12 protein-coding genes are annotated in these 13,689 nt (G+C 61.1%); 6 read left to right on the forward strand and 6 right to left on the reverse strand.

From position 1 onward, the window contains the following. Nucleotides 1-323: 323 nt before the first annotated feature. Both FYK55_RS24760 and FYK55_RS24765 read left to right on the forward strand, forming a co-directional pair. Nucleotides 324-1,571, forward strand: a complete 1,248-nt coding sequence (locus FYK55_RS24760; protein ID WP_150079312.1) for a DUF1559 domain-containing protein — start codon at nt 324-326, stop codon at nt 1,569-1,571. Nucleotides 1,572-1,766: 195 nt separating this feature from the next. Continuing rightward, on the forward strand, nt 1,767-2,756 hold the full coding sequence (locus tag FYK55_RS24765) for a ThuA domain-containing protein (protein WP_150079313.1): 990 nt from the start codon (nt 1,767-1,769) through the stop codon (nt 2,754-2,756). Nucleotides 2,757-2,828: 72 nt separating this feature from the next. Here the strand turns inward: FYK55_RS24765 and FYK55_RS24770 are convergent, their stop codons facing one another. The 4 genes from FYK55_RS24770 to FYK55_RS24785 form a co-directional block, all read right to left on the reverse strand. After that, the gene (locus FYK55_RS24770) at nt 2,829-3,791 is read right to left on the reverse strand and encodes a threonine ammonia-lyase (protein ID WP_150079314.1); all 963 of its coding nucleotides are present in this window, start codon (nt 3,789-3,791) and stop codon (nt 2,829-2,831) included. 97 nt (nt 3,792-3,888) lie between these two features. Further along, entirely contained in the window at nt 3,889-4,917 is a 1,029-nt protein-coding gene (locus tag FYK55_RS24775) for a non-reducing end alpha-L-arabinofuranosidase family hydrolase (RefSeq protein ID WP_150079315.1), read from the reverse strand. Nucleotides 4,918-4,959: 42 nt separating this feature from the next. Beyond that, a complete protein-coding gene (locus FYK55_RS24780; RefSeq protein ID WP_150079316.1) occupies nt 4,960-6,279 on the reverse strand; it encodes a Trx7/PDZ domain-containing (seleno)protein in 1,320 nt (439 codons plus the stop codon). Nucleotides 6,280-6,411: 132 nt separating this feature from the next. After that, nucleotides 6,412-7,299, reverse strand: a complete 888-nt coding sequence (locus FYK55_RS24785) for a DUF2092 domain-containing protein (protein ID WP_161604733.1) — start codon at nt 7,297-7,299, stop codon at nt 6,412-6,414. A 686-nt stretch (nt 7,300-7,985) separates the two neighbouring features. Here FYK55_RS24785 and FYK55_RS24790 point away from each other — a divergent pair. Both FYK55_RS24790 and FYK55_RS24795 read left to right on the forward strand, forming a co-directional pair. After that, nucleotides 7,986-8,558, forward strand: coding sequence for a sigma-70 family RNA polymerase sigma factor (locus tag FYK55_RS24790; protein ID WP_150079318.1), 573 nt, complete (start codon nt 7,986-7,988; stop codon nt 8,556-8,558). Beyond that, a complete protein-coding gene (locus tag FYK55_RS24795; protein WP_150079319.1) occupies nt 8,555-9,406 on the forward strand; it encodes an anti-sigma factor in 852 nt (283 codons plus the stop codon). The genes FYK55_RS24790 and FYK55_RS24795 overlap by 4 nt, the downstream gene beginning before the upstream one ends. A gap of 15 nt (nt 9,407-9,421) precedes the next feature. Here the strand turns inward: FYK55_RS24795 and FYK55_RS24800 are convergent, their stop codons facing one another. Both FYK55_RS24800 and FYK55_RS24805 read right to left on the reverse strand, forming a co-directional pair. Further along, nucleotides 9,422-10,477: a S1C family serine protease gene (locus tag FYK55_RS24800; RefSeq protein WP_150079320.1), complete on the reverse strand. Its 1,056-nt coding sequence runs from the start codon at nt 10,475-10,477 to the stop codon at nt 9,422-9,424. 79 nt (nt 10,478-10,556) lie between these two features. Further along, nucleotides 10,557-11,798, reverse strand: coding sequence for a S1C family serine protease (locus FYK55_RS24805; protein ID WP_235908954.1), 1,242 nt, complete (start codon nt 11,796-11,798; stop codon nt 10,557-10,559). A gap of 97 nt (nt 11,799-11,895) precedes the next feature. On the opposite strand from FYK55_RS24805, the gene FYK55_RS24810 reads away from it, so the two are divergent. Continuing rightward, a complete protein-coding gene (locus FYK55_RS24810) occupies nt 11,896-12,813 on the forward strand; it encodes an NAD-dependent epimerase/dehydratase family protein (protein ID WP_150079321.1) in 918 nt (305 codons plus the stop codon). 35 nt (nt 12,814-12,848) lie between these two features. Next, complete coding sequence (locus tag FYK55_RS24815; protein ID WP_150079322.1) at nt 12,849-13,649, forward strand: MBL fold metallo-hydrolase; 801 nt, start codon at nt 12,849-12,851, stop codon at nt 13,647-13,649. The last annotated feature ends 40 nt before the right edge of the window (nt 13,650-13,689 follow it).

Consider the following 13,689-nt stretch of genomic DNA (forward strand, 5'->3'; position numbering starts at 1 on the left):
CTCGCCAGAGCGTGATTTTTGCCGGATTGCCACCGTCTGGCGACGGTAGCTACCTGGGCGCCGTGACTCACAGGATTGCCACCGCCTGGCGACGCTAGCTACCTGGGCGCTGGCTTCGGCTCTCTGAGTTTGCCGATCCGGCCGCAGACCGGGGACCACCCTGACGGCAATCCGCCTGTGAACGTCCATCCAGGCCCCGAAGGGCCAACCGGCAACCACTAAACCGCCCTTGTGTAATTTTTCTGGACCCTATAGCTCCATTACGGGTACGCTGGGATCCCTCGGTCCTCTTCGTTCGTCGTTTTTTTCCCTGGAGCAAGACAATGTCCAGTTCTCGTCGACAGGGTTTCACATTGGTGGAACTGCTGGTCGTGATCGCCATCATCGGAATCCTGGTGGGATTGCTGCTGCCCGCCGTCCAGGCCGCCCGCGAAGCGGCACGGCGGATGAGCTGCAGCAACAATTTTCGCCAAATCGGATTGGCGGTCCACAATTACCACAGTGCCTACAAGCAGTTGCCCATGCACGGCGCCGGGACCGACAGTCCCGGCGGATCCGCACCGCCCTTTGGCAACGCCGGCCCAACCACCAATTGGTGGACCACACACTCGCATTCCAACGCCTGGCGGCTGAGCGCCCTGGTCGGGCTGACGCCCTTCATGGAGCAACAGGGGATTTGGGAAAACATCTCCAATCCCAACACCCGCGACGCAACCGATCCGTCGGTCATCCTCGATCCGCCCTGGCCGCCAATGGGCCCGGTGCCCACGCAAGCCCGCTACATCCCCTGGTCAACGGAAATCCCGACGCTGCGGTGCCCCAGCGATCCGGGCGTCGGATTGCCTTCACTTGGCCGGACCAACTATGCCGTCAACCTGGGCGACTCCTATTACTTCTCGATTCGTGGCGGTCGACGTTACAACAGCACGACCGGCGCGTTGGAAAAAGACCAGGGCTGGTCGATCCATTCCAATGCGGCAGACCGTGGCATGTTTGTGCAACACAAGCGAGCCAAATTCCGAGACGTGTTGGACGGCCTGTCCAATACGATCGCGATGGCGGAGATCGCCACCGACTTGGGCGACCGTGACATCCGAACGATCGCCGACCATGAGCCGACACAAGCCTGGGCACAGATCCGGGACAATCCGAAATGGTGCGAAGACCAGGGCTACATTGATCCGGCACGACCGCGGTTCTGGATGCCCGGTTTGGCCACCTGGTCGGCGGTCAACGGTCGTGGTTTTCGCTGGGCGGATCACCGCGTGGAGATGACCGGCATTCACACCATTCTGCCACCCAATAGTGAAATGTGTGCGCAGCGCAACCCGGGCGGGACGGTCGTCGCGCCACCATCCAGTCGACACCAGGGAGGTGCTCACCTCCTGATGGGCGACGGTGCGGTTGTCTTCATGACCGATTCGGTGGAAGCCGGTAACAATCATGCCGGCATGGTCTGGCGTAACGGGACCGGACCCCAAGCTCCCGGCAGCATGTCACCCTATGGATTGTGGGGTGCGCTGGGAACACGCGCCAACAACGAAACGATTGAGGAGCAATTGAACCAGTAATTGAACGGCTTCCTGCCAGTTACACTGCCTCCGGGTGCGTCCTGCATCCGGAGGCTTTTTTGATTCGGCCGGACGGATCCTTTTCCGTCACCACGGCGTCTGACAAGCGTGCCGTGTACAATCGGCGATGTCTCATCCGATCCTCGACGCCAGCCTCCAGGCGTTTTACCTTCGACTCTCTCCCGTTGGTCCCCCATGAAAGCGTTCCTGCCGGTCTTGTTGGTCCTGTCCACTGTTTCCACCTCGGTCTGGGGCCAGGAAACCGCCGAGAAAGACAAACTGCGGGCCCTGATCATTGACGGCCAGAACAACCACTCGGCGTGGCCCCAGACGACGATGATGACCCGCTCCTACTTGGAGCAATCGGGACGATTCACCGTCGACATCCAACGGACACAGTACACGTGGAAGGGCGGCCAATTGTTGCAACAGTTTCCGCTTGAAGACGGCAAGACGTATCAAGACTTGGAGCAACCAAAGCCGGACCCGGACTTCAAACCCAATTTCGCCGACTACGACGTTGTCATCAGCAATTTTGGATGGAAAGCGGCACCCTGGCCGGAATCGACCCAGCAGGCATTGGAGCGATACGTGCGCGGCGGGGGCGGATTGGTCGTCATCCACGCCGCGAACAATTCCTTCGGTTCGTGGGACGCATTCAACCGCATGATCGGTCTGGGAGGCTGGGACGGACGCGACGAGAGTTCTGGACCTTACGTGTACCTGGATGAATCTGGCAAGGTTGTTCGCGACAAATCAACCGGCAAGGGCGGCGCCCACGGACCGGCCCACGAATACCGTTTGGTGGTGCGAACGCCGGATCATCCGATCGTCCGCGGTCTGCCCAGCGCCTGGATGCACACCAAGGATGAGTTGTACCAACAGTTGCGCGGCCCCGCGGAGAACATGACGATCTTGGCAACGGCCTACGCCGACCCAAAATACCGCGGCAGTGATCGGCACGAACCGATGCTGATGACGATCGACTACGGCCAGGGACGAATCTTTCACACCACCATGGGCCACGACGCTGTGTCGTTTAGCGGTGTGGGCTTTATCACGACACTGGTTCGCGGCACCGAATGGGCGGCCACCGGCGAAGTCACACTGACGCAAGTCCCGCAAGACTTTCCCACGCCGACGCAAAGCAGTGCCCGTGAATTCTCCGTTCCGGAAGTCAGGTGAGGACGCCGCACCGCTTGAAATTTCTGTCGGAGACAGCCTTGGTGTCGCTCCCCGCGGCTTCCGTTTGATTCGTCAGACCTGTCCCAGTGTGCAATGGCCGAACGAAAGGTTGCCGCCGCTGACGACGGCGACGACGCGTTGCCCGGCAAAGCGATCAGCGTTTTCCACCAGCCCGGCCAGCGTGACCGCGCCGGATGGTTCAGCCACCAGCCGCACCCGTTCGGCCAACATCCGCGTCGCGGACAGGATGGCTTGCTCGGAAACCAGCAGCAAATCGTCAACGTACTGCTGGATGATTGGAAACGTCAGCGTTCCGACAGATGTCCGCAATCCGTCGGCAACCGTGTCATAGCGGTGGACGGGTTGAGGCGATCCGGCTTGCAAGCTGCGGGCGGTATCGTCGGCCCAAGCCGGCTCGACCGCGATGACCCGAACGTCAGGCCGAGTCGCTTTCGCGATCGACAGGATGCCGGCGAGCAGACCGCCGCCTCCGACCGGCACCAGGATGACATCGGGCCAGTGAACCTGTTCCAAGATTTCCAGCCCCACGGTCCCCTGACCGGCGATCACCTGCGGATCATCGTAAGGATGCACCAGCGTCGCTCCAGTCTCCTGCCGCACCCGCTCCGCGGTCTGATGGCGACTTTCGGTCGTCGGCTCGCAGAGAATCGGCTCGACTCCGTAACCTCGCACCGCATCGAGTTTGTTGGGTGACGAGTCTCGGGGCATGACCACGAAGGCCTTGATGCCACGCTGCTGAGCCGCGCGGGCCAGCGCCGCGGCGTGATTGCCCGAGGAATGGGTCACCACGCCGCAAGCCGCCTGGTCGTCACTGAGTGACCGCACCGCATTGACCGCCCCCCGAGCCTTGAACGCACCGACGTGCTGCAGATTTTCCGCCTTGAAACTGACGTCGCACCCAAACAACTGGGAAAGCGATTCACTGCCGATGCAGGGCGTCCGCAACACGTGACCGCGAATCCGCTCGGCTGCACGATGGACGTCATCGGAATCGATCGCAAACGAAACGTTCATCGGAAAACCTGACGCGTTGGCGGCGCCAAACAGCCAGGGGCCGTGGCAACCGCCGTAAAGAATGCTCCGGCGTGCACAATTCGCTCGGCATGGACGATCACGGCGACACCGGAGTCAGTAAGCCAATCCGCCAATCGAATCGTCCGTACGACTTCTGGCGTTTGTCATTGTCCCACATCCCTTGGAAGACGAACCGAGGTTGCGAAAGATCAACAACCAGCCGCTGGTCCACGCCGTCGCGGACCAACTCGCCGTGGCTGACATTGTCTGTCCAGGGCTGCACACCGGGTGCAGGACGGATGTTTTTACTGCCGGCGAAAGGCCGTTGCTCGGTCACCGCCAGCGGCTTCCACTCGCCGTCCAACGCATCGGCCACGAACGCCTTGAAGTATCGACGACCGTCCTGTTCGACGACGGTCAAATAGCGTTCAACACCTTTTATCTTGTACGTGTGACTGGCCTCAAAGATCTCGGCTTCCAAAGCGACCTGGCAATCGTGAAAGCCTGCGGGGAACTGATCCATTGCAGTCCACATCCGCCACATTTTTCCGTTCAAACTGGTGAAAAACAGATAGGCCCGGTCCTGATCGCAAATGATCCAGTAATCGAGTTCTCCGACGGTCCGTGGATCGTCCGGCCCACCATCAAGCATTGGTCGGGCTTGGGTCCAGGATTCCGGATCCGCAATGTCACGTGTGGTTGAGTATGCGACCCACATCTTGTTCGCACCCGGCACGCCCATTTGGTAGACCAGGTACCAGCAGTCGTGTGGCGCAAAAAAGAATATCTGCGGGGCGCAGAAGTAATCGCTATCGCTGATGGGCAACAAGAACCGTTCGGCCTGATCGGCCTTGTCCCATGACTCGAATGCGCAATACTCGATCGCGGATCGGTTCGGCAATTTGACGGTCATGAACACATGCCATTTGCCTTCGAAGAACACCACCGTGGGATCTTTTTGGGCGTGACTTGGCTGTTCGTTTCGATCCTCGGGCGAGATCAGCGGTGCAGAATACTGCCAACCGCTTGGTATCGAGACCGGGTCCTCCGCCAGGCATGGAACTGCCCACGGAATCGCCACCAAGAGCAACAGCGCCACACCCACTTCCAGACCGTGTCGGTTCATTTGATTTCTGAGCACTGAAGATTACTGAGCAATTGGGACTCGTTATTGTTGGATCGGCATTTGCAACGTCAGCACGTTGTCGCCCCGACGGACCTTGGCGTCCACGGTATCGCCCGGCTGCCGGTTTTGCACCACATAGGTCAACAGATCCTGTTCGCTGTCAAAATCGCTCCGCCCATCAAACTCAATGATCACGTCCCCCTCCTTGAATCCGGCCCGGCCGGCCGCCCCGTGCGGTCCATACTTGCCCACCCGTTTGACCAGCAGCCGCATCTCGTCCGAGGCGGAAGCTTGATCCCCGGAATCCGCTTCAACTGATTCCAGCACCAAACCGCCCGCGGCCATCCGCCGAAGCCCCCAGGTCGTCACCCGCCAGGACAGATCCCCGGCTTGACGCCAATCGGCCGGAAACGAGAGCGTCAACGACAAGGTCTGGTCACCCCGTTGGACCTGCAGAGGAATTTCACCGCCTTGGGGATCGACGTTGTGCAACACCCACTGGATGTCCGCGATCGACAACAACGGCTGGCCGTCCATGCGTGCAATCTGATCTCCGGGCCGGACCCCCGCTTGATCGGCGACTGAATCGGATGTGACCTGCTTGACCGTTGCCTTGTCATTCGGGTCCATGATCAATCCGATCAGCTTGGGGTGCGGGTAGGGCCAAAGCACCTTGTCCGGAATGGGACGGTTCGAATCCCAATAGTACGATCGCTGCGCGTCTCCGATCTGGTGGCAGTGGATGCAGCTCTTGACCACATCGCCTTCATAGTTCAACTGATCCGTGAAGCGGTCTTTCAGCGTCGGATACAATTCGGGCGAAGCCACCTCCATCGGTTCACCCCGCTTACCCGCCAGCGAATCCTTGACGTCTTGATAGTCGGCGTGCAGATCCAGAGCTCCCTGAAGGGCCTTGGCCAATCCTTTTAACGAGACATCGCCCATCCATTCGGTGCGATGCGATCGCGTCCCGAAACGCCCATAGATGGTCTTGTCGGCGTTCAGAAAGAACACGGCAAAGGATTGGTCGGTGTCATATTGAAACAGGTTCAAATCCAATCCGTTGGTCGCGACCTGCCGCACGCAAACGAACTGTTCCAACAGCGGCCGAATGACCGGATCGGTGTCCACCAACTCGTCATCCAACTTGACACATTCGTGGCAGGGCAGGCAACGCAAGACAACGACGATCGGCTTGCCGGTGCGCCTCGCTTCTTCAAAGGCGCCCGGGATATCGTTGTAGCGCCAGAATCCGTCCGCCTCCACTTTCGCTTTGTCACTGCGCACAATCTCTTCGCGCGTTTGAGCGACGGACAACGACGCGGCCCAGAACACAATGCACAATCCGATCAAACTTCGCACGGGATCACCTGACAGGGACGGGAGGGGAAGACAGGACACGACGTGAGCGCAGTGTAACTGGAGCGCAGGGTAATTTGGGCGCAGTGTAACAACCCTGCGCACGCTCCGGCGAACGTGGCGGCCGTCTTGCAGCTACTCCTCCGCCGACGGCGGCGGTGACGGCTGTTCTCCAGCAAGGGATCGATAGTACGCCTGCACCGACTCGAACTCCTGGGCCCCTTCCACCTTGGTGTATCGGTACAGCGAAGGATCGTTCGGATGATTCAACCGCCAGACCTTGAAGTCCAACCGCAGGGTGAAGCGATATCCGGGCGGCATGTCCAAAGCCCCGTTGGCACGCAACATGTCCGACAGGTCAATGCGAAGCCGCAACGGGACCGGCTGGTCCCCCTCGGTGATCCACAAATCCCAACGGACGTCGTCATCTTGCAACCCGGTGAAGTGGACCGAGGGAGTCCGGCCGCGGAAGTTTTCCCGCCCCACCTGCACCACGGACTTCATCCCGGTCGTCAATGTCAACGAGGGATCGACGCCTGCAAGCGTCAACGCCAGCACCGCTTCGGGATAGGGGCCCAACGGCACCGGCAATTGAAAGACGGCGTTCTGCATCGCGATCGGTTTTTCCAGCACGCAAAACGCGGTCGGCGACAAAGCCACGACAGCCGTTTCGCCGTCGCTGTAAACCCGCGTCTGAATCTTTTCGCCCTTCAGATACGCCGTGAATTGGTCCGGTGCGGTCGACGCAATCTGGTAAACCGAAGTCTCCTGACTGATCACGGCCCCGTCGACAACGGTGTCGGCGGAAAGCTCCACCGAAGCGCGGATCGAGTCCGCTTCTTGAATCCGTTGGAATAGCGGCTGGAGCGCAACGACCGATTCCGGCACGCGATCCGCAGCCTCTTCATCCGTTTGCGACGACTCAGCCGGTGGCGTTCCCGTCCCTTCTGCCGTTGCTTCGGTGTCTTGAGCAAGCAACGGACCTGCATGCCCGACGGCAACCAACGGCAGGATCAGTGCCAAGACGATCTCGACGCATGGAGTCCTTCGTCCAACAGGCGATCGGCGGTGAAACATGGTGCGTTTGCCTGGCTTGGTCGAGCGAAAACGGGTCGGGCGAAAACGGGTCGGATGAAAATCGGGGTGGGCGAAAATCGGTCCGACGGGCACTGCGCGAAGACCTGGGCCGCGCTGAAGGCTCTCACATCACGAGCTTCCGGTTGGCTTCTCTGGGGTCAATACGGCCCCGACCGGAGAACCGCCTTCACGTGAACCGATCTCAGAGACGCGGTCGACCATGCAGGGTGCGATTGACGCGTTGGCCGACGAACGCGTCCTCCCGATTGACGCCCCAGGAATAATACACCGCATCACAACCGATGCCACACTTGGTCTACCAAACCAGTGGATTGCTCCAGCGAGAATTCGCATCCGTCAGGAAACGCACCCGGGCGATGGAAACGCCGCGTCATGGCTACGGGGAGGGCCGCGCCAGACGCGACACCTGGCCCGACCGCGACACTTGGTCCGACGGCGGCCGTCGGTCGCCCCAAAGTACAGGCCCCACCCGGTACAGGCCCCACCCACGGAGCGCACTTCACCCTATAATGGTCATCGCAACAAGCTTAATGACGCCAGATCCTGCCGCGCGGCGCGGTCACAACCCGCGGCTGGAATCTTCGCCACCTGCACCGATCCGATCCACCCCGATGGAAGCTACCGACAGCCGCGACAACACCATCCTTCAGCGGATTGCCCGGGGCGATGTCTCCGCGGTCGACGACTGCCTGAAACAGTACGGCGGTCTGGTGTGGACGCTTGCGAGCCGGCATTGCTCAACGGCGGACGACGCCGAAGATGCCTCCCAGGAGATCTTTGTCGAACTGTGGCGAAAGGCCGATCGCTTCGATCCCGATTCGGGGGGCGAGGCAACCTTCGTCGCCTTGATCGCGCGGCGGCGACTGATCGATCGTCACCGCCGTGGGCAGACCGCTCCGGACGTCGTCAGCATCAACGAAGCGGTTGTCGACTTGCCTGACGCGGGCGAATTGGATCGGCTGGAACTTTCCGAAGAGGCTGCGAAAGCCGCCCGCTGCATGAAAAAGCTTTCCGACAAAGAGCGTCGGATTCTTGCACTGTCGATCTACCAGGGCACCCCCCATTCATCCATCGCCAGCTTCCTGGAAATGCCACTCGGTACGGTCAAGTCCTGTGCCCGCCGGGGACTGCTTCAATTGAGAGAGTGCATGAAGCGCCCGCTTTCAACGGAGGCCGCGAGATGAGCTGGACAGACATCGACGAACCGCAACGTTCCGAATTGATCGCCGGCCAAGTACTCGGAGACCTGACCGAAGAAGAGTCGCGGTTGGTCGACGAACTGCTCCGTGACGACCGCGGCGCCGAATTGTTGCAGCACCTTCAACGCACCGCCGCTTCGCTTCAACTAACGCTGCATCATCTTGACCCGCTGGAGATGCCGCCGGAATTGGTCGAGAGACTGCGCGGCGAGGGCCGACGCATGGTCATCGCCGCCGGAGCGTCCAGGCCGGACGCGCTATCCGCCGCATCCACTGCCAAGACCGACGGCTTGCCAGAAAGTGCCAAAGCACGCCCGGCACCCGGCGGCGTTTCTTTGCGTGAAATCACCGCGTGGTTCTGCGCCGCTGCAGCTCTCCTTCTGGCCATCGGATTGTGGGCCGCCAACTCCGAGCCGGTCGCACCCACGGCCAGACAACTGCGGGCGGAAATGCTAGCCGGCGAAACTTCCTTGATTCGCGCGGACTGGACCGCCGGCCCCACCCCCTTTGATTCGCCTGTTCAGGGCGACGTGGTTTGGGATCCAACCACCCAAACCGGATTCATGCACTTCCAAGGCATGCCGGTCAACGACCCGAGCGAGCAGCAGTACCAACTTTGGATCATCGATCCCAAACGTGACGACGAACCGATCGATGGCGGGGTGTTTGACATCTCCGAAGCCGGCGACACTGTCGTTCCGATCGACGCCAAACTTGATGTGATTGATCCGGCTGCCTTCGCCGTCACCATCGAAAAGCCCGGAGGCGTCGTCGTCAGCACGCAAGAACGCTTGCCACTGCTGGCGCCGGTCGCTTCGAAGAAAAGCAAATGACGGGTCGGCGGAACGCTACTGGCGTGATTCGTCCAGCATGCTGACGACTTCCGCCGCGACCAGTGACACGGGCAGGGCATAAGAAACGACGCGACCGGCCCGCGCGATATTGATTCCGACCAGATTGCCTGAAGAATCCAACACGGGACCACCGCACTGGTTGGGCGAAAGCACGGTGTCATGCTGAATGACGCTGTCAAAACCGCTCAGCCGCACGTTTCGAGGCCCGTTCACCTTGGCATCGTTCTTGGTTTCCTGCAACAGCCGCTCGTCACTCATCATCGCATCGAGCTCCAACATGTCTTCGCCACGCATGATGGTCAGGCGAACGACTTCACCGGGATACAACTCGCGAAGCGTCATGATCGCCGCATGCGAACCGAGCATCTTGTTGCCGTTGATCTTCAGAATCTGATCGCGTTCCTGAAGCCCGGCGTCGAAAGCGCCGCTTTGCGGGAAGACGCCACGAACCATTGCCGGACCCGTTGGCGTGTCGTAGAAGCGGACCCCCAGTCGCCCGTCATGATCGACCCTCCGCGCCGCGGCTCCCACAACGCCGAATCCGACGGTGTACCCGTTGCGTCCCGGAGAAACCAGAAAGCCGCCCGTTGCGGCATCCGTTCCGTTCAAGTTCACCGGCTCGATTCCCCATTTCGAAGCGTCGCCCTCGATCTTTAGCAAAGCAAGGTCGTTGGATCGACGGACGGCGCCAATCCGCGCCGCAACTTTCTCGCCATTCGGCAATCGAACGGTGATTGGGTCACTGCTCAATTCGCTGCGTTTCGTGATCACGTATCCGTCGGCCGCAACAACGGTTCCCAACGACGCGATTCGCCCACCGCAAAACACCTGAACGACCGAACGCTGAACCGATTCGGAAAGCGGCCGCACCAATCGCATCATCGCCCCGCTGTCGCGCGCGGCGATTGACGTCTGACGCGCCGCGTGATGCAGCCAGTCCGACGTGGACTGGGCGGCAGCGGGACGCGGAATCGCCCACGCGCCCACCAAACAAAGTGCCACCAAACTGGCGGCCCGTGCCTCAGTACGATTTCCGCTACGAACGATCATGGCTTTGGTCGAAAGAAGAAGAAAAACATGCAAACCCGAAGTTGAATCGTCGGCCATGCGGTGACCGACGGACAGGACGCTACCCGTCACGGCCGATTTCGACGATCACGCGAACCCGCGTGGCGCCACGTTTCACCCAAATTGGCACCCGCTCGCCGGGCATCGTGTCGGCCACGGCATCCTTGAGGGCATTGAAATCAGAAATCATTTTCTCGCCAAACTGTTCGACCACATCCTCCGGAAGCAGCCCCCCTTGCTCGGCGGGTGAACCTTCCTTGACGTCAATGATTCGGGCCACCTCGTCGGACTGGTTTCCCGTCACCCCCAGGGTCGGCTTGAAGTTTGGAAGGAATCCCCAGGATTTGCCCGCGGCCATGCGGTCCCAAGCGTAATCGTAGTGATCGATCGGAACGTGCAGATTGTCGGCAACGTCGTTGCCGATCCGGCTGTGCACTGCGATCAATTCACCGGCGATATTGAACAACGGCCCGCCGCTGTCGCCACCGATCAGCGCGCAATCGGTCTTGATCACATCCGGTCGCACTTCCAGCAGACGCCCGACTCGGATGACCGAACCGCGACGGGAGTCGTAGCCGCCGGGATGCCCGAGCGCAATGCACCACATTCCCGGAACCAGATCTTCGCTGCTTCCCAGACTGGCGTGCGGCCAAGGCTCGCCGGCGTTCTGGCCGGGATTGATCCGAATCAGCCCCGCGTCCACACGGCGATTCATCCCCAACGTCGTGGCGGTGACCTGACGACCGTTGGACAAAGTTACAAATGCGGTCTTTCCCGGTCGCATCGCCACATGGGCCGCCGTGACAATAAAACCGGTATCGGTGATGATCACGCCGCAGCCTTGGGCCGGACCGATCCGGACGCTGACGGTGCAGGCCGACGCGATTCGCGCGACCCGCTGCTGCTGCTGCTCCAACTCCTGCAGTTGCTGCAACGACGTGGGCACGCCCCCACGCTTGAGCAACCGTTGGAGCGACTCGGGCACGGCCACACGGGTCCCCGAGGCCGATTTCCGACCTCGACCCCGGTCCGCTTCGCTCAGACCTTCAATCCGCGACTCTTCCGCCGTTTCGATGATTTCAAAGGCATCGCCGACGTCCGCTCCGGCCTGGGAACTGAACGGCCCGCGATCCTGCAGAAACTGGTTTTCTCGCGGTTCCTGCCCGCCGGCCATCCCCGCTGCGACCAGCACCAGCGCGAACGCGAACCGCCGCAGGCCCAGCCACCGCAGGCCCAGCGACTCCGGGGCCAGACGCCGCGGAGGGGCATCGGCAGGGATGCTTTGGGGCTGGGTTCGATTCAAAACGGACTCCGTGGACGCAATCTCGTGACAAGCAACTGACGGCTCCCTATTGTAGCCACAACCCGCCCCATTGAAAAAAGTGACGCGAAAAGCCGCAATGAACGACGATACGGACATTCTAGTGGTCGGATCGGGATACCTAGGCCAAAAAGTCGCCGAAATGGCGGCCGCTGGCGGCGCAACTGTCCATGCCACGACGCGCAGTCCGCGACGGTTTGACGCGCTCAGCCGGGCCGGTCTGCGACCAGTTCTCTACGACTGGACCCGCCCCATCGTTCGCGGCCAACTGCCCACGGAAAACCTTCGTGGCGGCGGACGCGTGCTGGTCGCGGTCAGCTACGACCGCACCAGTCGCCACGACCGCTACACCTCGCAAGTCGGAGGACTGCGGAGGCTGCTGGCGGTGCTGCCGCCCGATACCCGGATTTGCTACATCAGCACCACCGGCGTCTACCATCAGCAAGATGGACGTTGGGTCGACGAAACCGCCCCCACCCACCCGGATCGGCTGGGCGGACGCGTGCATCTGCAAGCCGAGCAGCTGCTGCATGCGATGCGGCCCACCGGACGGCACCACATCCTGCGTCTGGCGGGCATTTACGGTCCGGGCCGTGTGCCCCGCGTGTCCGACGTGCTTGCCGGCCGCCCCATCGCCTGTACCGAAACGGGTTTCTTGAATTTGATCCATGTGACCGACGCCGCCCGCGCCGTGCTGGCCTCTTGGCAGCGACTTGGAAACGTCGCGCCCGCCGGTCCCGGCATCCAGTCACGTCTGTATCTGGTGGCCGACGATCATCCCGTCGTGCGGGGCGATTTTTATCGTGAGATCGCGCGACGATGCGGTGTGGCACCGCCCCGCTTCGCGGCACCGGCGGCGGATGCCTCCGCCCGGATGCGAAGCGAGAGCAACAAACGCATTTGGAATCGAAAGATGCGCCGGGATTTGCTGGACACCCTGACCTTTCCCGACTATCGCTGCGGGCTGGCAGACGTCTTGCAACGCACCCTAGAATGACAACGAGCCGATCTTCAACCAACAAACCAGCACGCATGATCCAACGCAATCCAATCTTTCCCGGCATCTTGGAACTGAATTTTCAGGCCCGCGAGGTGCTCGGATGCAACGTCTACCTGATTTACGACGAGGATGAATGGGCGCTCGTTGACATCGGCTATGAGGAAACGGTTGACGACTTCGTGGAGATCATTCGCAACTTGGATTTCCCGCTTTCGCAATGCAAAACCTTGATCGCCACGCACGCCGACGTGGACCACATCCAGGGTTTGGCCAAGCTGAAGTCGATTCTGAAAACCACCGTCACGGCGCATCCCAAAGCCGTCAAACCGCTGCGGGAAGGCGACACGTTGTGGACCCTGGCGGAGATCGAGGCGCAGAATTTGAAGATGGACATGCCCAAAGTCGACGTCGAAAACGAAGTCGGCGACGGCGACGTGATCCGCGTCGGCGGCATCGACATCGAGGTCTGGCATACCCCCGGCCACACCAACAGCCAACTGGCCTTCCGAATCGGCGACGTGTTGCTCAGCGGTGACAACATCTACCGCGACGGCTGCATCGGCGCCATCGATGCTCACCACGGCAGCGACATCAAAGCCTTCGTCAAGTCGCTCGAGCGAATCCGGGACAGCGATGTGAAATGGTTGGCGCCCAGCCACGGCCCCATCTTCCCCAACGATGCCGACTTCATGAATCGCACCATCGACCGCGTTCGCGGTTACCTGAAGATGGCCGACTTCGGCACGTTGGCCGAGTCGTGGCCGCTGATGGACCAGTGGGAAGACGAAGTTGCCGCGGGAATCCTGCCCGAGGGACTGTCCACGCCAAGCTGATGACTGGGAAATCGATGACAGGGGAACCGGCGTCGATCCC

This window comes from Roseiconus nitratireducens (assembly GCF_008629675.1).
GTDB classification, from domain to species: domain Bacteria; phylum Planctomycetota; class Planctomycetia; order Pirellulales; family Pirellulaceae; genus Stieleria; species Stieleria nitratireducens.